This is a genomic window from Devosia rhizoryzae (genome assembly GCF_016698665.1).
GTDB lineage: Bacteria > Pseudomonadota > Alphaproteobacteria > Rhizobiales > Devosiaceae > Devosia > Devosia rhizoryzae.
Genome location: NZ_CP068046.1, coordinates 2990082 through 3012272, shown reverse-complemented (window position 1 = coordinate 3012272; position 22191 = coordinate 2990082). Strand labels below are relative to the sequence as shown.

Annotated in this window: 22 protein-coding genes and 1 tRNA gene; 12 read left to right on the top strand and 11 right to left on the bottom strand. The window is 62.3% G+C overall.

The genetic code is table 11. The annotated features are described in order from the left end of the window. Nucleotides 1-39: 39 nt before the first annotated feature. A complete protein-coding gene (locus JI748_RS14745) occupies nt 40-1236 on the top strand; it encodes a class I SAM-dependent RNA methyltransferase (RefSeq protein WP_201632314.1) in 1197 nt (398 codons plus the stop codon). A 95-nt stretch (nt 1237-1331) separates the two neighbouring features. Then, complete coding sequence (locus JI748_RS14740) at nt 1332-1715, top strand: DUF2147 domain-containing protein (RefSeq protein ID WP_201632311.1); 384 nt, start codon at nt 1332-1334, stop codon at nt 1713-1715. Nucleotides 1716-1780: 65 nt separating this feature from the next. On the opposite strand, the gene JI748_RS14735 is transcribed toward JI748_RS14740, so the two are convergent. From JI748_RS14735 to JI748_RS14725, 3 genes are read right to left on the bottom strand one after another with little or no spacing between them, the layout of a single operon-like run. After that, nucleotides 1781-2605: a sugar phosphate isomerase/epimerase family protein gene (locus JI748_RS14735; RefSeq protein ID WP_201632308.1), complete on the bottom strand. Its 825-nt coding sequence runs from the start codon at nt 2603-2605 to the stop codon at nt 1781-1783. Beyond that, the gene (locus JI748_RS14730; RefSeq protein WP_201632305.1) at nt 2602-3771 is read right to left on the bottom strand and encodes a dihydrodipicolinate synthase family protein; all 1170 of its coding nucleotides are present in this window, start codon (nt 3769-3771) and stop codon (nt 2602-2604) included. Before JI748_RS14730 ends, JI748_RS14735 begins: the two co-directional genes overlap by 4 nt. A 9-nt stretch (nt 3772-3780) precedes the next feature. Continuing rightward, complete coding sequence (locus JI748_RS14725) at nt 3781-4905, bottom strand: Gfo/Idh/MocA family protein (protein ID WP_201637393.1); 1125 nt, start codon at nt 4903-4905, stop codon at nt 3781-3783. Between the two features lie 243 nt (nt 4906-5148). On the opposite strand from JI748_RS14725, the gene JI748_RS14720 reads away from it, so the two are divergent. Beyond that, the gene (locus JI748_RS14720) at nt 5149-5835 is read left to right on the top strand and encodes a TetR/AcrR family transcriptional regulator (RefSeq protein WP_201632302.1); all 687 of its coding nucleotides are present in this window, start codon (nt 5149-5151) and stop codon (nt 5833-5835) included. Between the two features lie 107 nt (nt 5836-5942). On the opposite strand, the gene JI748_RS14715 is transcribed toward JI748_RS14720, so the two are convergent. After that, on the bottom strand, nt 5943-6683 hold the full coding sequence (locus JI748_RS14715; protein ID WP_233280544.1) for a PadR family transcriptional regulator: 741 nt from the start codon (nt 6681-6683) through the stop codon (nt 5943-5945). Nucleotides 6684-6900: 217 nt separating this feature from the next. Further along, a complete protein-coding gene (locus JI748_RS14710; protein ID WP_201632299.1) occupies nt 6901-7908 on the bottom strand; it encodes a complex I NDUFA9 subunit family protein in 1008 nt (335 codons plus the stop codon). A gap of 124 nt (nt 7909-8032) precedes the next feature. On the opposite strand from JI748_RS14710, the gene JI748_RS14705 reads away from it, so the two are divergent. Together JI748_RS14705 and JI748_RS14700 are read left to right on the top strand one after the other, a co-directional pair. Beyond that, a complete protein-coding gene (locus JI748_RS14705) occupies nt 8033-8395 on the top strand; it encodes a GFA family protein (protein WP_201632297.1) in 363 nt (120 codons plus the stop codon). Nucleotides 8396-8453: 58 nt separating this feature from the next. After that, nucleotides 8454-8538: transfer RNA gene (locus tag JI748_RS14700), tRNA-Leu, on the top strand. 72 nt (nt 8539-8610) lie between these two features. On the opposite strand, the gene JI748_RS14695 is transcribed toward JI748_RS14700, so the two are convergent. Together JI748_RS14695 and miaB are read right to left on the bottom strand one after the other, a co-directional pair. Next, nucleotides 8611-8922: a hypothetical protein gene (locus JI748_RS14695; RefSeq protein WP_201632294.1), complete on the bottom strand. Its 312-nt coding sequence runs from the start codon at nt 8920-8922 to the stop codon at nt 8611-8613. Nucleotides 8923-9049: 127 nt separating this feature from the next. Beyond that, nucleotides 9050-10459: a tRNA (N6-isopentenyl adenosine(37)-C2)-methylthiotransferase MiaB gene (miaB, locus tag JI748_RS14690; RefSeq protein ID WP_201632291.1), complete on the bottom strand. Its 1410-nt coding sequence runs from the start codon at nt 10457-10459 to the stop codon at nt 9050-9052. An 89-nt stretch (nt 10460-10548) separates the two neighbouring features. Here miaB and JI748_RS14685 point away from each other — a divergent pair, with 89 nt between their 5' ends. From JI748_RS14685 to pnp, 4 genes are all read left to right on the top strand, one after another. Continuing rightward, nucleotides 10549-10743 carry a hypothetical protein gene (locus JI748_RS14685; RefSeq protein WP_201632288.1) on the top strand — a complete coding sequence of 65 codons (195 nt, stop codon included), beginning with the start codon at nt 10549-10551 and terminating at the stop codon, nt 10741-10743. A gap of 51 nt (nt 10744-10794) precedes the next feature. Next, a complete protein-coding gene (locus tag JI748_RS14680; RefSeq protein WP_201632274.1) occupies nt 10795-12513 on the top strand; it encodes a sensor histidine kinase in 1719 nt (572 codons plus the stop codon). Nucleotides 12514-12668: 155 nt separating this feature from the next. Next, nucleotides 12669-12938: a 30S ribosomal protein S15 gene (gene rpsO / locus JI748_RS14675; protein ID WP_201632271.1), complete on the top strand. Its 270-nt coding sequence runs from the start codon at nt 12669-12671 to the stop codon at nt 12936-12938. 283 nt (nt 12939-13221) lie between these two features. Next, nucleotides 13222-15360 carry a polyribonucleotide nucleotidyltransferase gene (gene pnp / locus JI748_RS14670; RefSeq protein WP_201632264.1) on the top strand — a complete coding sequence of 713 codons (2139 nt, stop codon included), beginning with the start codon at nt 13222-13224 and terminating at the stop codon, nt 15358-15360. A 54-nt stretch (nt 15361-15414) separates the two neighbouring features. Here the strand turns inward: pnp and JI748_RS14665 are convergent, their stop codons facing one another. Further along, on the bottom strand, nt 15415-15978 hold the full coding sequence (locus JI748_RS14665) for a hypothetical protein (protein ID WP_201632261.1): 564 nt from the start codon (nt 15976-15978) through the stop codon (nt 15415-15417). A 66-nt stretch (nt 15979-16044) separates the two neighbouring features. On the opposite strand from JI748_RS14665, the gene JI748_RS14660 reads away from it, so the two are divergent. From JI748_RS14660 to JI748_RS14650, 3 genes are all read left to right on the top strand, one after another. After that, entirely contained in the window at nt 16045-16632 is a 588-nt protein-coding gene (locus JI748_RS14660) for an alpha/beta hydrolase (protein ID WP_201632258.1), read from the top strand. Nucleotides 16633-16782: 150 nt separating this feature from the next. Further along, the gene (locus JI748_RS14655) at nt 16783-17430 is read left to right on the top strand and encodes a L,D-transpeptidase (protein WP_407644925.1); all 648 of its coding nucleotides are present in this window, start codon (nt 16783-16785) and stop codon (nt 17428-17430) included. 196 nt (nt 17431-17626) lie between these two features. Further along, a complete protein-coding gene (locus tag JI748_RS14650; RefSeq protein WP_201632245.1) occupies nt 17627-17983 on the top strand; it encodes a DUF4189 domain-containing protein in 357 nt (118 codons plus the stop codon). Nucleotides 17984-17986: 3 nt separating this feature from the next. Here the strand turns inward: JI748_RS14650 and JI748_RS14645 are convergent, their stop codons facing one another. From JI748_RS14645 to infB, 3 genes are all read right to left on the bottom strand, one after another. After that, nucleotides 17987-18550, bottom strand: a complete 564-nt coding sequence (locus JI748_RS14645; RefSeq protein WP_201632242.1) for a DJ-1/PfpI family protein — start codon at nt 18548-18550, stop codon at nt 17987-17989. 80 nt (nt 18551-18630) lie between these two features. After that, a complete protein-coding gene (locus JI748_RS14640) occupies nt 18631-19251 on the bottom strand; it encodes an HAD-IA family hydrolase (RefSeq protein ID WP_201632240.1) in 621 nt (206 codons plus the stop codon). Between the two features lie 66 nt (nt 19252-19317). Further along, nucleotides 19318-22191, bottom strand: coding sequence for a translation initiation factor IF-2 (infB, locus tag JI748_RS14635; protein ID WP_201632237.1), 2874 nt, complete (start codon nt 22189-22191; stop codon nt 19318-19320).

The following is a 22191-nucleotide window of genomic DNA, read 5'->3' as shown; positions in this document are numbered from 1 at the left end:
CAGCAATGGTCGGGCCCTTGTGTTATCCGAGAGCACCGAATGCCATTGACCACCACGATCGAAGCTCTTGGCCAAAAGGGCGAAGGCATCGCCACGCTCGATGGCGTTCGCGTCTTCGTGCCTTTCGCGCTTCCGAACGAAACCGTTTTGATCGAAGCCGAAGGCGAGCGCGGCACGCTGCTCGAGGTGCTGACCCCCTCCCCCGATCGCATCGAGCCCTTTTGCCCCTATTTCGGCACATGCGGTGGCTGCCAGTTGCAGCATCTGGGCGCAGACGCCTACATCGCCTTCAAGACCGAACTGGTCGGGACCCCGCTCCGCTATGCCGGGCTCGACGCCAAGGTCGAGCGCTTCGTTCTTGCCCATGGCGCAGGCCGCCGCCGCGCAACGCTGCATGCCCGGAAAGATGCCGCCGGCTATATGCGCATCCGCAGCCATGATGTTTTGAATATCGAGGCCTGCCCGATCCTCGTCCCTGCCCTACAGAGCCGCGCGCCTGATATTGCCCGCGCGCTTGGTGCCGCCGTGGGCGAATGCGACATCAGCTTGACCGCCACCAATGCCGGCGTCGACGTCGCCATCCGCAAGGCACCCAAAGGCACTCGCGTCGAAAAGCTGGTATCGCTGGTTAATCAGTTGGGCCTCGCCCGGCTGGCGCTCGATGGCGAGATGATCGCGCAGCGCCAGCAGCCCACCGTGAGCATGGGAAAGGCCGAAGTCGACCTGCCGATCGGCAGTTTCCTCCAGGCGACGGCGGAAGCAGAGCAGGTGCTTGCCGACTACGTCACCTCGGCCGTCGGCAAAAGCAAAACCGTAGCCGATCTGTTCTGTGGTATCGGACCCTTCGCGCTGCGCCTGGCTGAAAAGGCGCAGGTCCATGCCGCCGACAGCGACAAGGCAGCAACCGCAGCACTGGCCAAGGCTACCCGCTTCGCCAAGGGGCTCAAGGCCATTACCGCCAAACCGCGCGACCTCTTCCGCGACCCGCTCACGCGCTTCGAACTCGGCTTCGACGCCGTGGTTCTCGACCCACCGCGCGCCGGCGCCGAGGCGCAGGTGCGGGAGATTGCGCTCTCCAAGGTCAAGCGGGTTGTCTATGTCGCCTGCGACCCGAAAACCTTTGCGCGCGACGCCCTCATTCTCGTTCAGGCCGGGTTCAGGCTGGAGAGCTTAATTGCGGTGGATCAGTTCGCGTGGTCGACCCACATCGAGCTGGCCGCAACGTTTACGCGGTAACCCGCGCAACCCTCGCCCCATCCGGGCGTTTGGTCGGCAGGGCTAACGAAATCCGGCGCTTGGGATTCCATGTGCCGCCAAATCAGAGAACCGCCATGATCAAGACCATCTTTGCCGCTGCCTCGCTTGCAGCTCTGTTCGCCGTTCCGACCTTCGCTCAGGATGCTGCCTCCCCCGAAGGTACCTGGGTTGATCGCTGGGGCACCAGCTTCACCTTCTCGCTTTGCGGCGAAGGCAACACCAACCTTTGCGGCACGCTGAACGACATTCAGGGTGACTCGCGCACGGAAGAAAACCTGGCCTTCGTCAACCAGCAGGTTGTCCAGGGGACGCCAACCGGCACCAATAAGTGGGAAGGCAACATTGCCCTCAATGGCGGCAACGCCAAGGCCATCGTTGAGCTGACCGGTCCGGACACCCTCAAGATCACCGGCTGCCAGGGCATCCTCTGCAACAGCATCGACTACACCCGCAGCTAAGCGGCCTGTAGAATGAAAAAGCCCCGGATGCGAATCCGGGGCTTTTTTGCGCGCCGGTAGTGATCTCAGCAAGCCGTCGCCACCCGCTCCTTGATCACCTGCAGCACTTCGTCGCCCGGCCGCTTCCACCAGTTGTCTTGGGAAAAGATCTCGACTTCCTGCGGACCATAAAACCCCGCATCTTCAATCATCTTTCGAATGGCGGGCAGGTCGATGACCCCGTCTCCCATCATGCCGCGATCGAGCAGCATGTCTTTGGTCGGCACCAGCCAGTCGCAGATGTGATGGGCAAAGATGCGCTTCATGCGACCGGCCCGCGCGATGGCCTGGGCCAGCTTGGGGTCCCACCAGACATGATAGACGTCGATGGCAACGCCGACCGTTTCGCCGAGTTGCTCGCAAAGGTCGAGCGCCTGATCGATGGTGTTCACGCAAGCGCGGTCAGCCGCATACATGGGGTGGAGCGGCTCGATGGCAAGGCGCACTCCTGAAGCTTGAGCGTGGGGCAGCATGGCGGCAATGCCATCCGCAACCATCTGCCGCGCGCCGGGCAGGTCCCTTGACGAGCCCGGCAGGCCCCCGACCACAAGCACCAAGCAATCTGCATTCAGAGCCGCGGCTTCGTCGATGGCGCGAAGATTGTCGTCGATCTGCTTTTGCCGGCCCTCCCCGGTCTCGGCGGGGAACATGCCGCCTCGGCAGACGCCGGTAACCTGCAATTTGTTTTCGCGAACAATCCGGACCGCTTCATCAAGACCGATCGCGGCAATCTGGTCACGCCAGGGCGAAATCGCAGTGATGCCGGCCCGCAGACACCCGTCCACGGCCTCGGCGAAACCCCAGACCTGGCGCGTGGTGGCAAGGTTGAGGGAAATAGCGCGTTCGCTCATGCTGGAACCCCGTTTACCTGCAGCACGGCGCGCATACGGTCTGCCGCCAGATCAGGATCAGCCAGCACCCGCGCCTTGTCGGCAAGGCGGAACAGGTCGGCCAAGTGCTGCACCGACCGTGTGGATTGCTGACCACCGATCATCTGAAAATGATCTTGCAGCCCATTAAGATAGGCGAGGAACACGACCCCAGTTTTGTAGAACCGGGTCGGCGCCGCAAAGATGTGACGGCTAAGCGGCACGGTGGGTTCGAGCATGTCGAAGAATTCTTGTGTGTTGCCGCGCCCAAGAGCAGCAAGCCCTGCTGACGCTGCCGGCGCGATGGCATCGAAAATGCCGAGGAGGGCGTGGGAGTAACCCTCCTTGTCCCCGGCGATCAGCTCGGCATAATTGAAGTCGTCGCCGGTATACATTTTGACACTGGCCGGCAGGCGGCGGCGCATGGCGATTTCTTTTTCCGCCGATAACAGTGAAATCTTGATGCCGTCGACCTTGTTGGCATTGGCGGCAATGACGTCGAGGCAGACGTCCATGGCCTCTTCATGCGTGCCCTTGCCCCAATAGCCCGCGAGCGCGGGATCAAACATCTCGCCCAGCCAATGCATGATTACCGGCTGCCGCACCTGACGAAGAATGTGGCCATAGACGCGGGCGTAATCGTCGGGCGAGTTCGCGGCAAAGGCCAGCGCGCGTGAGGCCATCAGGATTACCCTTCCGCCCTGCGCCTCCACAAAGCTCACCTGTTCCTCATAGGCCTGGATAATGTCATCGATCTTGACGTCCGGAGATGGCGGGAGGTGATCGGTTCCGGCACCATAGGCGATCAGCGCGTCACCGCGTGTCCGCGCCTCGGACTGCGACCGGCGGATCAGTTCTTGCGCCTCACTCCAGCCGAGCCCCATACCGCGCTGGGCCGTATCCATCGCTTCGGCAACGCCGAGGCCAAGGTCCCAGAGGCGATGACGAAACTGAAGCGTCGTGTCCCAATCGATGGCGGGAGTGAGCCACGGATCGTTGTTGGCCAGCGGATCGGCAACAACATGGGCGGCGGCGAACGCAGTGCGCGGAAAGTCGGCAGCCATGAATTTGACGAAGGGGATCGGGTCGCTGGTGATTGTGTAGGGAGTGATCGAGCGGTCGGGATTGGGCAGGTTGATGGTGGTCATCGAGCCGCCTCAGAATTGGAGCTTCGGCACATCGAGCCAGCGCCGCTCTGCCCAGCTTTGCAACCCGAGTTCAGCGAGTTGCACGCCCTTGGCGCCCGCCTCGAGGCCGTATTCCCACGGCGCGTCTTCGGTGACGTGGCGGAGAAACATCTCCCACTGCACCTTGAAGCCGTTGTCGGCGGGCCAATTGTCAGGGACCTCTTCCCAATCGTTGAAGAAGTTCATGGTCTGCGGCTGATCGGGGTTCCACACCGGCTTGGGCGTATTGACGCGGTGCTGCGTCCAGCACTTGTGCAGCCCGGCGACAGCCGAGCCATGGGTGCCATCGACATGGAAGGTGACAAGATCGTCGCGACGGACGCGCGTGGTCCAGCTCGAATTGATCTGCGCGACCACACCGCCTTCGAGCTCGAAAGTAGCATAGGCCGCATCATCGGTGTCGGCCTTGAAGCGATTGCCCTTTTCGTCGACGCGTTCCGGAATGTGGGTGGCGCCCAGACATGAGACAGCCTTCACTTCACCGAAGAGATTGTCCAGCACATAGCGCCAGTGGCAGAGCATATCGAGGATGATGCCGCCGCCATCTGCCTTGCGGTAGTTCCATGAGGGCCGCTGGGCTTTCTGCCAGTCCCCTTCGAACACCCAATAGCCGAACTCGCCACGCACCGAGAGGAGGTCGCCGAAAAAGCCCGACTCCTTGAGCATCTTGATCTTCATGAGCCCCGGCAGGAACAGCTTGTCCTGCACCACGCCGTGCTTGAGGCCCGAGGCGCGGGCAGTTTTGGCGAGGTTGACAGCGACTTCGAGATCGTCCGAGGTCGGTTTTTCGCAGTAAACGTTCTTGCCGGCGGCCAGCGCCTTTTCGAGAAGGCTTGCCCGCATCAGCGTCGTCCCGGCATCAAAAAAGATCGTGTCTTGGGGATTGGCGAGCGCTGCATCAAGATCAGTGCCCCAGCGGGTGATGTTGTGTTTCTGGGCGAGCGCCGAGATTTTGTCGCGGTCGCGGCCCACAATGATCGGGTCGACCTGGAGGCGGTCGCCGTTCGTTAGCGCGATGCCGCCTTGGTCCCGGATGGCGAGAATGGAGCGCACCAGGTGCTGGTTATAGCCCATGCGACCAGTGACGCCGTGCATGATGATGCCGATGCGCTGCTCTGCCAATCCAACCTCCCAGTGTAACTGTCTGGTTACTTGCTAGCCGAGGCGGATGGCGTGCGTCAAGCGGGCGATGGAGCGGATTGGTCCACCGGCGGCGCCACTGGGCAGTTACTTGTGGCTTGCCTCACAGAGGCGCAATCGGGCCCTTCTTTACGGGCTGGCTTGTTGTTGTTATCTGCAGCATCATCTCGCCACCTCCAGCCTCGCGGTTTTCTCAACGTGTCCGATCCATCGCCCCCGGCGCTCGCCGTGGCGCTGCCACAAACTGAAGCGCCCAAGCGAGCCCGCAATTCGGCCAAGACCAGCGCGTCGATCCTTGCCGCTGCGCGCGTGGAATTCGCTGATCGAGGATTTGAGGGGGCCCGTGTCGATGCCATTGCCGAGCGGGCAGGGGCCAACAAGCGCCTGCTGTACCACTATTTCGGCAACAAGGAGGATCTCTACCGGGCAGTTCTGCTCGATGCTTATCAGGAGATCAGGCGCGGCGAACGGGCGTTGTCGCTGGACCAATATGATCCGGTACAGGCGATGGACCGGCTGGTGCGTTTCACCTTCCGGCATTTTCTGGCCAATCCCTGGTTTCCGCGGCTCTTGGGCACAGAAAACATCGAGAACGCCAGATTTTTGAAGACTCTGCCGGACATCAAGGCGCTGCATTCGCCATTGGTTGGGCAAATCGCGGCGATCATCGAACGCGGAGCAGAAGCCGGCATTTTTCGCCGCGATGTCGATCCGGTGCAGCTTTACATTTCCGTTGCGGCGCTCGGATTTTTCTACGTCAGCAACACGGCGACACTGTCGGTGATCTTTGAGCGCGACCTCACCAGCGTCGGCATGGTGCAGGAGCGCGAGGCTCATGCGGTGCAGATGGTGCTCGACTATCTGCGCACAGGACGGGGGAAGTAACCCCCACCCAGCCTCCCCCGGAAGACGGGGGAAGAGCGGACTGCGGCTAGACTGCATCGAGTTCCTCCCCATTCTTCAGGGGGAGGCTAGGTGGGGGTCCTCCGGACCTAGAGATCCACCTCGTCATCACCCAGAGCGACGACTTCCGCTGCGGCGCGGCGGAGAATTTCGGCGGCTTGGCGCTGCTGCTCCTGGCTACTTCGGCGGGCCTTCTTGATCGCGTCCTTTAGGGTCTTGCGAGCAGCTTCAAGCTCCGGCACCGCATCATGCATCGGCCTGTCCGGCTCATGCTCATGACGCCGGCCGCCACGATGCGGACCAGCTTCACCCCAATTGGGCGGCACATTGCCGTCTTCCGGACGGCCTTCGCCGCCAAACGGCCAATCGGCGCGGACAAACTCGCGGAAGCGGTTCATCTGATCTCCGGTGCGGGCCAAAAAGTCGAGCGTCCGGGCAACGGCGTCCCGATTGTCCGCCAGATGCTCCCTGCCCTCATCGGTGATGGCATAAAGCTTCTTGTTGCCGTCGGCGGAAGAGGTGACGTAACCGGCCTCTTCGAGATAGGTCAGCGCCGGATAAACGATCCCGGGGCTTGGCGAGTAGACGCCGTTGGAACGCTCCTCGACAGCCTTGATCAGGTCGTAACCGTGCCGAGGCTGCTGCTCGATAAGGTAAAGCGCGACAAGGCGCAGGTCGCCCGAGGCAAGCATGCGGCCGACGCGCAGGTTGCCGCCCCAATTGCCCAGATTGCCGAACTCATCGCCAGCCATGCGGGCCATGCGGCCCCAGCCGCGCCGCGCCATCTGTTCAAAACGCTTCCAATCCAGATCGTCTTTGTCGTGTGCCATTTATGTCTCCTGATATGTCGTCAAACCCTTGAACAGGAGATCGTCGTGGCAGAGATCGGTTTCAAGATATATCTTGGGAGTTTTTTGACAGCGAGGTGCCGTCGCTCTGGGCTCGACTCGAGAACGTTGGACATAGCCGTTGCGGAAGACGGGCAGGGTTCTTGGGTTAAGCCCAAGGGTGACGCGCGGCGGGAGCGAAGCCGCTGGTGCCTCGGCCTTAGCTGGCGATGGTGGGGTTCACGCCAGCGTCAGGCGCCGCATTCTCGCGATCGAACTGACCGTGGCGGCGGAAGCGCCACATATAGGTGGGGAGCACTTCGTCCATGCTCTTGGGCGTGATGGCGAAAGCCTCGAAACTGCGCTGCTCGCCGATGGCTTCGGGCGAAACGATGTTATCGACGCCAAGCAGCTCCACCTGATCGCCGGTGATCAACGGCTTGATTGGCAAGATTCCAAGCACTGCCGCAACGAACTTGGCGAGCGGCTTGGGCATGGGCAGCAGAAAGCGGTTGCGGCCGGCTTCGCGCATGATGCGCTGCATCAGGGCCTTGTGTGTTTCGACCGTGGGGCCACCCAGTTCATAAACGCGGCCAGTGGGAACTTCACCCTCTGCTGCCTTGGCAAAGGCCTCGGCAACGTCGCCGACGAACACTGGCTGGAACTTCGTCTGACCGCCGATCAGCGGCATCACAGGAGAAATGCGGGCGAGCGTGCCCATGAGATTGAAGAAGCCATCACCCTGGCCAAACATCAGCGAAGGCCGCATGATCACAGCGCCCGGAAAGGCATCGAGAACAGCCTGTTCGCCGGCCAGCTTGCTGGCTGCATAGGCACTGACCTCTTTGGCTTTGTCGACGCCGAGCGCCGACATGTGAACCAGGGCCGAGGCACCGGCGGCCTTAGCCGCACGAGCCACAGCGGCGGCGCCATTCAGGTGCACGGCGCGGAAACTCTGCTTGCCTGCTTCCTGGCCAACACCAACGAGGTTGATGACGATATCGGCGCCCTGTACGGCGCGACGGATCGAATCTTCGTTGCGCAGATTGGCTTGTACCGGAACGATCTGCCCCACGCCGCCGAACATGCGCACTTCGCCAGCAAGATCGGGCCGGCGCACGGCTACGCGAATGCGACAACCGTTCCGCGCCAGAAGCTGCACCAGGTGATTGCCGACAAATCCCGAGCCACCGAAAATGGTGACAAGTTTGGGCGTGGTGCGATCCATGGTGGGCTCCAGGTCAACGTCTGTTCGGCCCGCTTTTATCCCAAGCGGCGCGCCCCTGTCGAGCCATGGCGGCTTGACTCTTGGTCTCAGATGTTCTTCTTTTGTTCAACAGGAGATCTGACCTATGACCGAAAAGCGTGACTATCAGGGCCAGTGCCATTGCGGCGCCGTCCGCTACACTGCGTCGACCGACCTGAGCGGCGTTGCCGATTGCAATTGCTCGCGCTGCCGGAGGCTGGGCTGGATCATGCAGTCCATGCCGGAAAGCGACTTCGCGCTTCATTCGGGCGAGGATAACCTGACGCTATACCGCTTCAACACCGAAATGATAGATCACCTGTTCTGCAAAACCTGCGGCATCGAAAGCTTTGCCCGTGGAGGCGACGGCAAGGGCAATTCCATGGTGATGATCAACGTCGCCTGCCTTGAGGATGCACCGCCGATCGACCGCGCCACGATCAAGCACTGGGATGGTGCAAACTTCTGATCTGCTGGCCGAAAGCGCATTGACAAGCCGGTGGGCGCACCCTAGGTACACGCCCGTCGCCCAGATGGCGGAATTGGTAGACGCGCACGGTTCAGGTCCGTGTACCGCAAGGTGTGAAGGTTCGAGTCCTTTTCTGGGCACCAGTTTCAAAAACCCCGTGATCGTCAGATCGCGGGGTTTTTCTTTGGGTGCCGATCACCGTAATTGCGCAGCAATTATGGGGTCTGCGGCAGGCCCAGGGAGTTCATGCCGCCCTCATACATCTTGAGCGTTGCATCGATGTCTTCGAGGTGAAGCGCAAAGCCGCTTTCCACCGCCTCAAGCTGGCGGCGAAGGTGGTCACGGCGCGAAATGATCTCGAAGCGCTCGCTTTCGAGTTCCTTTATCGCCAGATCGAACCGGTCCCGATGCGTCGCGAGACGCTGGATCATGGGTGCCGCCTGCTTTGCGGCGTCCATCACTGCTGCGAGTGCTTCCTGGTGTTCAGTATCGACGATCTTGAGGTCTGCTTTAGCTCGAACTGCCATAATAATCTCCACGTTTGCCGGCCCGTTAAGATTTCAGGGATGGGTTAGCTGTGGATATTGCGCTAAGTGCCGAGTTCTAAAAGCCTTTCCCCGTAGTTACCTTAACCTGAAAGGTTAACGCGGCAGGTTATGCCGCTGCGGCTAATGCGAGCCTGCCGACCAGCGAATTTGTGCTGGTGCCGATGATTTCGACCATCTGAATACTGCCGATGAGGTCGGCCGAGCCTTCGAGATGGACCGCCTGGAGGTAGGGTGAGCGGCCGCCGACCTGGCCTGGCATCCGGCCCAAGCGCTCGATCAGGACGGGCAATGTGCGGCCGACACAGGATGCGTGGAAGTCGTTGGTCTGATTGGTGACCAGCTCCTGAAGGCGGTAAAGCCGCTCGGTCTTGACCTCTTCGGCAACCTGGTCGCCGAGATTGGCGCCTGGCGTACCGGGGCGGGTCGAGTATTTAAAGGAATAGGCCGAGGCGTAGCCGACATCGCGGATGATGGCGAGCGTGTCCTCGAAATCCTGGTCCGTCTCGCCGGGGAAGCCGACGATGAAATCGCCCGACAGTGCCATGTCCGGACGCGCCGTCTTGATGCGCTCGATCAGCGCCCGGTAATCAGCGCCCGTATGCTTGCGGTTCATCATCTTGAGAATGCGATCGGAGCCCGACTGTACCGGCAGGTGAAGATAGGGCATCAGGAGCGGCAGGTCGCGATGCGCGGCGATCAGCGCATCATCCATGTCGCGAGGATGGCTGGTGGTGTAGCGCAGGCGCTCAAGGCCGGACATCTCGGCAAGAAGGTATGCCAACTCACCAAGGCCGACACTGCGCCCGGCGGCATCCACACCATGGTAGGCGTTGACGTTCTGGCCCAGCAGCGTGATTTCCTTGACGCCGGCCTCTACCAGCCGCCGTGCCTCGTCGAGCACCTGATGCACGGGCCGCGAAACCTCGGCGCCGCGGGTATAGGGGACGACGCAGAACGAGCAGAACTTGTCGCAGCCTTCCTGGACGGTCAGGAATGCCGTGAGTCCACGCGCGACGGTCACGTCTTTTTTCGCCGCCGGAAGATGGGCGAACTTGTCTTCTTCGGGAAAGTCGGTGTCGACTACCGCGCGCTTGAGCGCCGGATGCAGATGCCGCTGGCCCTCGGCCCGCTGGAGCATGTCCGGCAATCGATGATAGGCCTGCGGCCCAAAGACAAGGTCAACCACTGGCGCGCGCCGCGCGATCTCTTCTCCTTCGGCCTGCGCAACACAGCCGGCAACGCCGATCATCATGTCGCCACCCAGTGCCCGGCGCTCGCCCTGCAGCTCCTTGAGGCGTCCCAGCTCGGAAAAAACCTTTTCCGAAGCCTTTTCGCGGATGTGGCAGGTATTGAGCAACACAAGGTCGGCCTGGGCGATGTCGCCGGTCGGCGCATAGCCATGCGGGGCAAGGGCATCGGCCATGCGATCGCTGTCATAGACGTTCATCTGACAGCCATAGGTCTTGATAAACACCCGCTTTTGCGGCGTTGGGCTCAGGGTCTGCTCGTGTTCCATGCGGCGCTGTTTACCAGAGGCCGCGGCACGATGCCATAAGCTGCAACCGCAAAGGGGGTGGTGTGTTGTAGAGGCGAGAGGACCCCGCTATGACCGACCAGAACAAGCAGACCGACGACGCCGCAGCCATGAAGAATGGCAAGAAGCCCGGGCCCAAGGACGCGCCGCAGCAGGTGCGCAATGCCGGCACCGAGGACATGGCCGACAAGCCAAACAAGTGGGACAAGCACGACGAGTCCGTGGACGAGACTTTCCCGGCCAGCGACCCGGTCACCAAGTATTGACGTTGAGTGCCGCCTGCTTTCGGGTTGGGCGGATTATTCCCGGAGGCAAGCATGGCGCAGACTACCGTCCCCGACGGGGTTGGTAACGGCGCTTCGCAGCGGCCGAAGCATGCTTTCGTCCGGCCGCTGGCGCTTTATCTGTTCGCGCTGATCCTTGTTATCCTGATCCCGTCGCTTATCGTGGCGCTGGTGCTGATCAACCGCACCAATGATGCTCAGGAAGACGTGGTTCAGGCGCTGACCAATGCCACGGTGCAGGCCATCGGGCAGACTGTGGACCGCGAAGTCTCGGGCATGGTGACGACGCTGCGCGTTCTGTCGACAACGAGTGCACTCGACGCGGGCAATCTGGCCGAGCTGCATCGGCGGGGTGAGATGGCGCTTATCGGCACTGGCGCCCACTTGATTGCCGTGGATGCCGATCTGAGGCAGCTTCTCAATACCCGCGTCCCTTTCGGGCAAACCGATGGGCAAACCTCCGATCCTGAAACGGCAGCCAAGGCGGTCACCCGAAAACTTCCCACCATTTCCGGCGTCTTCTTTGGCCGCACGGCGCAGACAACGGTGTTCAACGTCTGGCTGCCGATCGAAAACAATCCCGCGGTCAGGCTCCTGGCGCTGACGCAAAACACCCAGGACCTGCTCCCGGCGCTGCAATCGCGGCAATTGCCCGGCGGCTGGCATGCCGCGCTGGTGGATGCGCGAAACAATGTGATCGTCGCCACCGCCGATACCGGTCTTGAGCCCAACACCAATCTGTCATTGCGCCAGGGCATCGATCTGCCATCAGGGGAATGGGTCAGCGAAGAACTCAACGGCGAAAAGGTCGTCACCTCGGAATGGCGCTCCAATCTCACAGGGTGGCGCGTCGTCGCCTGGGCAGAAGCGGACCGGATCCAAAAGCCATTGGGCGACTCCATCCTGCAGCTGGGAGCCTGGGGTATCGCCATCGCGCTGGTGGCAGCACTTGTCGCCACGCTGATCGCCACCCGGATCGGGGAGAGCGTCCAGGGCTTGCGGCTCGATGCTGCACGGTTGGGACGGGGTGAAATGATCTATCCGCGGACATATCCGGTCACCGAGATCGCCGAGATTTCCAAGGCTCTGGCGGAGGCCAGCGAGCAGCGCAAGACTGCTGAGCGCGACAATCGCTTCCTGATGCGCGAACTGGCGCATCGCTCCAAGAACCAGATGGCGGTCATCAATGCGATGGCCAAGCAGACCGCCCGCGGCGCGACCGATGTGCGCAGCTATGTCGCAGCGCTTGAAAAGCGCATCATGGGACTGGCGCGCTCGACCGATCTCCTGCTCGCCAATGGCCGTGCAGGCGTCATGCTGCGCGACCTTGTGGAGCTACAGCTGGCGCCGTTTCTGCCGGGCGTGAATGAGAACCGCGCCCGGGTCGAAGGCCCGGACCTCCGCATCAATCCGCAGGGCGCGCAGATCCTGGGCATGGCGCTGCACGAATTGGCAACCAATGCCACCCGCCACGGTGCTTTCTCGGTGTCGGACGGCACGTTGGCCTTGACCTGGCATGTTCAAGGCGATGAGCTCGTGCTGAACTGGCGTGAGAGCGTTGCGGGTCCGCTGGTGATCGAAACCGGCCGCACCGGCTTCGGCACGATCGTCCTTCGCACCATGGTTGGCGGAGCTCTGGGTGCGCAGGTGCAACGCGAAGCCCATCCTGATGGGGTCGAGTGGACCTTCCATGTGCCCCTTTCGGCGCTGGATCCTGCCTTTGCTGCCGAGCGGCCCGACGAAAAGCCATAATCGGGCGATAAGTCTGGCATTCCGGTGCGCTTTGACCTATATCGACGCCAGCCGGCGCCTGGTTTCTCGTGAGACCGGGCTTCTGCTTCATTTGGCCCCACCTGGACGACATCCCGGCTGGGGCGGCCCATCCTCCCTTTCGAAAGGATAGATCGATGTCGATCACTGCAGAACGCAAGAATGAACTGATCCAGGAATACGCCACCAAGGCTAACGATACCGGCTCGCCGGAAGTCCAAGTTGCGATCCTGTCCGAACGTATTGCCAATCTCACCGAGCACTTCAAGGATCACGGCAAGGATAACCATTCCCGCCGCGGCCTGCTCAAGCTTGTTTCGACCCGCCGCCGCCTCCTCGACTACCTCAAGAAGGCCGACGACGCTCGCTACAAGACCCTGATCGAAAAGCTCGGCCTGCGCCGCTAATTCGATATCCGGCGCGGGAGTTCGCTTCCGCGCCGTTTGCCTTTCCTTGAAAGGCACGCCTAGGCCGGCCGTGCCGGAGCATGGCAGGATTATCGGCTTCTTCCGCCGTGGAGAGGCTCGTTGTCTTGTCCATGTTTCGTCCGCGCCAAGATGAAACAAGTGTCTGATTTTGAGCCTGCGGGCGCACATGGGGTGCGGCGCGGGTGCGGACACACCGGTTGAGTTCGTGGGTGTCGCCTAGCCCCGCGTTCCCGCTCCGCCGGCAGAATGGAAAGACAATTCCATGTCGATCAATTTTGATCACCACAAGGTCGAACTCAACTGGGGCGGCCAGCCGCTGACCCTTGAGACCGGCAAGATCGCCCGCCAGGCCGATGGCGCCGTGCTCGCCACCCTGGGCGAAACCGTGCTGCTGGCGACCGTCGTCAGCGCCAAGTCCGCCAAGCCCGGCCAGGACTTCTTCCCGCTGACCGTCAACTACCAGGAAAAGTATTTTGCCGCCGGCAAGATCCCGGGCGGCTACTTCAAGCGCGAAGGCCGTCCGACCGAGAACGAGACGCTGACCTCGCGCCTCATCGACCGTCCGATCCGTCCGCTGTTCCCCGATGGCTATCGCAACGAGACCCAGGTCGTCGTTACCGTTCTCCAGCATGACATGGAGAACAATCCCGACGTGCTCGCCATGGTCGCAGCTTCCGCTGCGCTGACCATTTCGGGCGTCCCCTTCATGGGCCCGATCGGCGCTGCCCGCGTCGGTTACGTCAATGGCGAATACGTCCTCAACCTCCCCGTCGATCGTCGCGCTGACTCCAAGCTCGACCTCGTCATGGCCGGCACCCAGGACGCCGTCCTGATGGTGGAATCGGAAGCCCAGGAGCTTTCCGAGGAAGTCATGCTCGGCGCCGTGATGTTCGGTCACAAGGCCTCGGCACAGGTGATCGAAGCCATCATCCAGCTCGCAGAACTGGCCGCCAAGGAACCGCGCGAATTCACGCCGCCCGATTTCTCCGCGCTCGAGCAGGAAGTGCTCGGCATTGCCGAAGCCGACCTCCGCGCTGCCTACCAGATCACCGACAAGGCTGATCGCTACGCCGCCGTTGCCGCCGCCAACACCAAGGTCAAGGAAGCATTTGCCGCCAAGATCGAGGCCGGCGACGTTTCCAAGGAAGCGCTTGGCGAAGTGGTCCACAATCTCCAGGCCAAGATCGTGCGCTGGAACATTCTGGATACCGGCTCGCGCATCGACGGCCGTGATCTCTCGACCGTTCGCCCGATCCTCGCCGAAGTCGGCGTTCTGCCGCGCACCCATGGTTCTGCCATCTTCACCCGTGGCGAAACCCAGGCGCTGGTGGTTGCCACCCTCGGCACTGCCGATGACGAGCAGTTCATCGATTCGCTCGAAGGCACCTACAAGCAGAACTTCCTCCTGCACTACAACTTCCCGCCCTATTCGGTCGGTGAAGCTGGCCGAATGGGCTCGCCCGGTCGCCGCGAAATCGGCCACGGCAAGCTCGCCTGGCGCGCCATCAACCCGATCCGTCCCTCGATGGAAGAGTTCCCCTACACGGTTCGCGTCGTGTCGGAGATCACTGAGTCGAATGGTTCTTCGTCGATGGCAACCGTCTGCGGCACCTCGCTGGCACTGATGGATGCCGGCGTGCCGATGAAGCGCCCGGTGGCCGGTATCGCCATGGGCCTGATCCTTGAAGGCGAAAAGTTCGCCGTTCTCTCGGACATTCTTGGCGACGAGGATCACCTTGGCGACATGGACTTCAAGGTGGCAGGCACCGAAGAAGGCGTGACCTCGCTGCAGATGGACATCAAGATTGCCGGCATTACCGAGGAGATCATGAAGATCGCCCTCGAGCAGGCCAAGGGCGGTCGTATCCACATCCTGGGCGAAATGGCCAAGGCCCTGTCGGCATCGCGTGGCGAAGTGGGCGAGTTCGCGCCCCGCATCGAAACGCTCAAGATCCCGACCGACAAGATTCGCGAAGTGATCGGCACCGGCGGCAAGGTGATCCGCGAGATCGTCGAAAAGACCGGCGCCAAGATCAACATCGAAGACGACGGCACCGTAAAGGTTTCGTCCTCCGACGGTTCGCAGATCGAAGCGGCCATCAAGTGGATCCGCTCGATCACCGACGAAGCCGAAGTCGGCGCCATCTATCAGGGCACCGTGGTCAAGACCGCCGATTTCGGCGCCTTCGTGAACTTCTTCGGTGCCAAGGACGGTCTCGTCCATATCAGCCAGTTGGCCGACCAGCGCGTTGCCAAGACCACCGACGTGGTCAAGGAAGGCGACAAGGTCTGGGTCAAGCTCCTCGGCTTTGACGAGCGCGGCAAGGTCCGCCTTTCCATGAAGGTCGTCGATCAGGCAACCGGCAAGGAAATCACCAAGGAAGAAGCGGCCGCCGAATAAGGCGAAGCTTCAGTCTCGAGAAAACAAAAGGCCCGGAGCGATCCGGGCCTTTTTCTATCCAACAATGGTCCAGATCGTTACCGCAAGGAAGACGATGGCGATGGCCAGATGCACCCATCGATTGACCGTCAGAATGCCGCCGAGCAGCAGCAGCACCGCGATAGAATTCATCGTCATATAGACCGGGTCGCCAACCACCTCGTTCCAGCCCATCTTGATCGTGACATTGCCGATATCGAGCAAGAAGGTCACGATCAGCGAACCGTAGAACCAGGCGCGCCTGGTGATCAGGTAATCGTAGTGGGTGCCGTATTCCTCCACCGATTCCGGCAGCAGCATCGCGGTCATGAAGAGGAAGGTTGAGCAATAAACGATCTGAAAGAGGTAAAGCTCGAAGGTCCAGACCACGCTGCTATAGGCAAGGCCCTCTTGCCACCAGAAGATGAAGATCGACAGCAGCAGGAAGACGATCCAGAGCCCGTGCAGCGCGTTGAACTTATGGGTCCTCGGCTCCTGCACAAAGCGCACCGCGCCCGTAAGGAGATTGACCAGGGCAACGCTCAGGATCGTGCCGGAAATGATCTGGACATAGATGGGAATATCGGCGTTCTGTTCCATGGCACTCCCGCAAGCCTGAATCGGTTTGCGCCACGCTAGCCAATCCCCGCCCGGCGGGCGACGGAAATGTCGTGGCGCAACAAGGAGATGGTGATGGCCACGATCCTCTTTATCCACAGCGCCGGAGCCCAGGGGCTGGGCGAAGGCAGCTCCCGCTTTCTCGCGAACCTTCGCGCCACGATGCCTGCCGGATGGACGCTGCTGGCGCCTCCCATGCCGGAGCCCGACGCACCCAGTGCTGCGCCCTGGATCGCGGCAACAGCCGAGGCCCTTGCCAGTGTGGAGGGCGAGTTCGTCACCCTCGGCCACTCACTGGGCGGGTCGACTCTGCTTCAAGCGCTTGCCCGCCACGGTAATCCACCTGGCCTGCTTGGTGTGGTGCTACTTGCGGTGCCGTTCTGGAGCGCGGCCGACTGGAATGTGGCTGAATTTGCGCTGGATCGCGGCGACATCCAGAACCTTGCGAATGTCGGTCGAGTTATCCTGCTGCAGGGCAGCGCCGACGAAGTGGTTCCGGCCGATCACGCGCAGCACCACGCCGATATTCTCCCGCGGGTGGAAATCCAATCGCTGCAAGGGGCTGATCATGAAGCCGCTGATGCGGCGGCCGCTGTGTTGCAGGCTGTTCACGACCTCGTCAGCGCAAAACTGTAGCGTCTCTGCAACAGTTGGCGTGAGCATCACATTGTGGCGAGGAACTGCCACAATTGGTGCCACGTTAAGAGCGAGAAGCGTATTGCGTAAGGCAAGGCGGTTCGCCGCTACCAGCCCTTCTCCCGTCTTGCCGTCTTTGAGGTATCCGCGTTGATTTCCCGTCGCCTGTTCCTGCTTGGCGCCTCCGCCACCGTGCTTTCCGCCTGCACCACAACCCGCCAGCCGGTCGTGCAGGAGCCCACCATCGATCCATACTATCAGGCCATGTATGGCACGTTGACCAACGAGCCCTATATCGTTGAGGCGATGGATCTGCGTCGCGTGGACCCCAAGTGGTGGCGCCAGGAAGTGGAGTATTTCACCTCCGAGCGTCCGGGCACGCTCGTGGTCGATACCCCGGCGCACTACCTCTACCTCGTCATGGAAAACAACCGCGCGCTGCGCTACGGCGTCGGCGTCGGCAAGGACGAAGCCCTGGTGTTCCGTGGCGACGCCACGATCGGCCGCAAGGCTGCCTGGCCGCGCTGGACCCCGACCCAGTCGATGATCCGCCGCGAACCGGACCGCTATGGCCCATATGCCGGTGGCATGGAGCCGGGCCCGACCAATCCGCTGGGGCCGCGCGCGCTTTACCTCTACAAGAACGGCAACGACACCCTGTTCCGCATTCATGGCACGACCGAGCCCTATACGATCGGCACCAATGTGTCGTCGGGCTGCATACGTCTCATGAACCAGGACATCATTGACCTCTACGCCCGCGTTCCGGTAGGAGCGCGCGTGACGGTCATCAACTGACCACTGATTTGGAGCTGGCCGCAGCCAGCTTCCCCTTCTTGTCTGTGGCGTCGGTTTATCAACCGTAGTCACCCGCCACCGGCAACACCAAGGCCCGCTTCGCAAGAGGCGGGTCTTTTCTTTTGAGTCGCGAAGGGCAGGGGGCTAGCCGCACCCTCGGCGCCGTGCTTTGCTCCGGTGCCTTGGGGGCTTTTGGATGATCCGACTTCTGACACTTGTTGCACTGTGCCTGATGACGAGCTTTCCGGCGCTGGCTGCCGAATATGGCGCTATTGCCTACTCGCCCGAGACGCAGGCCATCGGCTATAGCCGCAACTACAGCAGCAAGGTGGACGCGCAGGATGTCGCCATGGCCAACTGCGAGGAATATGCCTATGACTGCCGCATCGCCATAGACTTTCAGAACGCCTGCGGTGCCTTGGCAGTAGGCAGGCACGGCGGTTGGGGCACGGGCTGGTCTGCCGGCCGGGCCGAAGCCCAGACCCGCGCCCTCAACTCTTGCTCGCGCTATGACGGTGGCTGTACGGTCCGCCGGTGGGTCTGCAGCAAGTAGATCTCAGCGCTGGTGCTCTTGTCCGAGCATGTCCTTGATCTGCCGGGCTGCATCCTCCGGGAGACCGGCAGCGGCAAGCACCTCAAAGGCAAAGCTCGCGGGAGCGGGGGCAGGGGCGGTGATGATCTGGCCGTCGCGCAGGGCCTGTGGCTGGTCGACGTAATTGGAAGTGCCGCGGTAGGCTTTGGATAGGCCGGGAAGGTAGTCTGCGCCATTGGAGGTATGCCGCACCTGATCCAGCAGGCCGGCATTGGCCAGCGCCACCGTGCCGCCGCAGATCGCTGCCACCACGCAGCCCTTCTCAAGGCTCTGCCGCAATGCGTCGCTTATATCGGGAGCCGTAGCGCCCTCCCACGCCGATCCGCCGCAAACCACGACCACACCATCATCGGGCGGCGTAAGGGCGATCGTGTCCGAGATCGGCAAGCCAGCTACAGAGGTCACTGCGCCACCCCGAGGGGACGCAAAGCGAATATCGGCACCAAAGAAGGCGCGGCCGGCACCGGCCAAGGGCGCAATCTCCCAGTCGGAATAGCCGTCGGTCAGGATGATCGTGATCGGTTTCATTGGCTCTCTCCTCGTCTCCAGCACAGTGTCCTAGGCTCCAGCCAATTGGTGTCAGCAATATGCCAGCGGCGGAGAAAGGCTTAGCCGGGCCTTGGTACCCGCTCCGCCCGCAATAGCTCTTCCTCGAGCGTCATGCCTTCGACCCAGTGGATAGCGCGCCAGCCGAAACGTCGAGCGGCAGTGACGTTGGTCTTGCTATCATCGACAAAGACGATGTCTTCCCCAGCGGGAGGGAGGGTCCGCTGCACCGCGCGGAAGAAGCCGCGATCGGGCTTTCGGTGGCCCAAAGCAGCCGAATAGAACATGCCGTCGACATGACCGGCCAGGCCGAGTTCCTCCAGCAGATAGCGCGCGCGATGGTGCTCTTGGTTGGTTGCGAGATAAACCGCTGTTCCCCTGGCTCGCAGGACGGCAATGTCGCTCAGCAATCCTTCGTCCACATGCGCCTCATAGCCTAGCCAGTGAGCGAGCAGCGCCTCAGGGTCGACCGTCGGAGCAATGCGCCCCAATACGCGCCCAAGCTCAGGCAAGAGCGGCTTCTTGCCAGTGACGATGTCGGGCCAGGAGCGCTCGAAGAACTCGCGCTTGAGCCGCCGCGGCGGGATGCCGAAGTCGCGTTCGAGGTCCGGGATCAGATGCTTGCCGTATTGGTCCCCGCCTGTGACCAGGACGCCATCGACATCGAGCAGCACTACCTTCATCGCTTCATCCCAAACAAAAGGGGCGCAGCTTGCGCCACGCCCCTTTTAACTTGTTGGCGCCGCGCGTTAGAGCGTGCGCTGCACCGTTTCGACGCGGAAGCATTCGATCTGGTCGCCGGCGCGGATGTCTTCGTAGTTCTCGAAGGCCATGCCGCATTCCTGGCCAACCTGGACTTCCTTGACTTCATCCTTGAAGCGCTTGAGCGTCTTGAGCTTGCCTTCGTGGATGACGACGTTGTCGCGGAGGAGGCGCACACCGGCGCCGCGTTCCACGATGCCTTCGGTGACCTGGCAACCGGCAACCTTGCCGACCTTGGTGATCTGGAACACTTCCTTGATGGTCGCGTAGCCGATGAAGGTTTCGCGGCGCTCGGGCTTGAGCAGGCCCGACATGGCGTTCTTCACGTCATCCACAAGATCGTAGATGATGTTGTAGTAGCGGATTTCGATGCCGTCGCGGGTCGCAAGATCCGATGCCTGCTTGTTGGCACGGACGTTGAAGCCGATGACGATGGCGTTCGAGGCCGCAGCCAGCGTCACGTCGGACTCGGTGATGCCGCCCACGCCTGCCATCAGGATCTGCGCCGAAACTTCGTCGGTTGAGAGCTTGTTGAGCGAGGAAACGATGGCTTCCACCGAACCCTGAACGTCACCCTTGATGACGAGCGGGAACTTGGAAATACCAGCGACCTTGAGCTGGTTCATCATTTGCTCGAGGCTCGTTGCACCACCACCAGCGGTCTTTTCGCGGATCGCGCGCTGACGATACTCGGTGACTTCGCGGGCACGCGCATCGTTCTCGACCACCGAGAAGCGGTCGCCTGCCGATGGCACGCCGTTAAAGCCGAGCACTTCCACCGGCACGGACGGACCGGCTTCCTTGACCTGCTCGCCCTTGTCGTTGATCAGCGCACGCACACGGGCAAACTCGGTGCCCGCGACAAGGATGTCACCGATCTTGAGCGTACCGCGCTGCACGAGAACCGTTGCCACCGCACCACGGCCCTTGTCGAGCTTGGCTTCGATGACGAGACCTTCGGCACGGCCGTCGCGGGCCACCTTGAGCTCAAGCACTTCGGCCTGGAGCTGGATGGTTTCGAGCAGCTTATCGAGGCCATTGTGGGTCTTGGCCGACACCTCGACGTCGAGCACTTCGCCGCCCATCGATTCCACGAACACTTCGTGCTGCAAGAGCTCAGTGCGAACGCGGGTCGGATTGGCTTCCGGCTTGTCCATCTTGTTGATGGCCACGATGATCGGAACACCAGCTGCCTTGGCATGCTTGATAGATTCGATCGTCTGCGGCATCACGCCGTCGTCGGCTGCCACGACCAGAACGGCAATGTCGGTTGCCTGCGCACCGCGGGCACGCATGGCGGTGAACGCTTCGTGGCCCGGCGTGTCAAGGAAGGTGATCTTGGCACCGTCCTTTTCGACCTGATAGGCGCCGATATGCTGGGTAATGCCGCCGGCTTCGCCCGAAACGACATTGGCTTCGCGGATGGCGTCGAGCAGGGAGGTCTTGCCGTGGTCGACGTGACCCATAATGGTCACGACCGGCGCACGATCGGTCAGATCCTCGGCCTTGTCGTCTGCCGGAATGTCATAGAGACCTTCTTCGACGTCGGCATCTGAAACGCGGCGCACCGTATGGCCTAGTTCCTGGGCAATCAGTTCGGCGGTATCGGCATCGACCACGTCGTTGATGGTCGCCATCTGGCCCTGCTGCATCAGCATCTTGATGACGGTGACGGAGCGTTCGGCCATGCGGTTGGCGAGTTCCGCAACCGTAATGACTTCCGGGATGACGACTTCGCGGCTGAGCTTGGGCGCGTCCTGCTGGTTGCGGCCCATCTTCTTGTCGCGACGGCGGCGCATGGCGGCCAGAGACGGACCGCGATCGCGATCGTTCTCGGTGGTGGCCGTCGATACCGTCAGGCGGCCGCGCGCGCTGTCATCGCCGGTGCGGCGGGTCGGCCGTTCCGGCTGGGCGCGTGAAGCGCGGCGGGCGTTTTCGAGTTCCGCTTCAGTGGTCGGACGAACCTGAGGTGCGCCGGTACGGGTGCGGCGGCCATCGGCCTCGCTCGGCGGGGCAGGGGGCACATTGCCGATCGGCGCCATGCCGGCGCCAGCCGGACGGCCACCCGCGGGACGACCCGAAGTGCCGGAGGGGCGAACCCCGGTCGAACCGGCGGGACGAACGCCCGTCGAGCCAGCGGGGCGCACGCCGGTGGAACCAGCGGGACGGGCATTGGGGTTGGGGCGGGCATTGGGATTTGGACGCTCGCCTTCGCCGGGACGGCCGGTCGGGCGCTCGTTGCTGGTGCGCTGCGGACGCGGCGGCTGGCCCGGACGGCCGGCAACGGTGCGCACGCTGGATGGGCCAGGATTGCGCTGGCTTGCCGGAATAAACGGTTCGCGTACCTGCGGCTCGGCAGGAGCGGCCTGAGGTTCTGGCGAAGCTTCGACGACCGGCTCGGGCGCATTGCGCGCTTCCTCGGCCTGGCGGCGCTCTTCTTCCTGGCGGGCAGCTTCTTCGCGCACCTGGCGGCGGCGATTGTCTTCCTCGATGCGGCGGGCTTCTTCCTGCGCAAAACGCTGGCTGTCTTCAGCCTGGCGTGCACCGGCGAGGGCGAGTGCCTGGCGCCTTGCCTCAGCTTCGGCAGCCGAAAGGCCAAGCGGTGCGCGGGTCTGCTGCTGCATCGGACGGCCTTGTGGCCGGCCCTGGCCAGGCGAGCTGGCTGGCCGCGTATTGGCGCCGGATGGTGCCTGGCCTGCGGGCTTGGGCACAATGCGGGTGCGCTTCTCCACGACCACCGTCGATCGCGACGGCGCGCGCGACATCCCGCCTGGGCGGTTGCCGAGGCCCGCGCCACCCTTGAGGGTCAGCGTCTTCTTGGCGCCGGTGTCGTCAGTGCGCTTGTCGTCGTTATCAGCCAT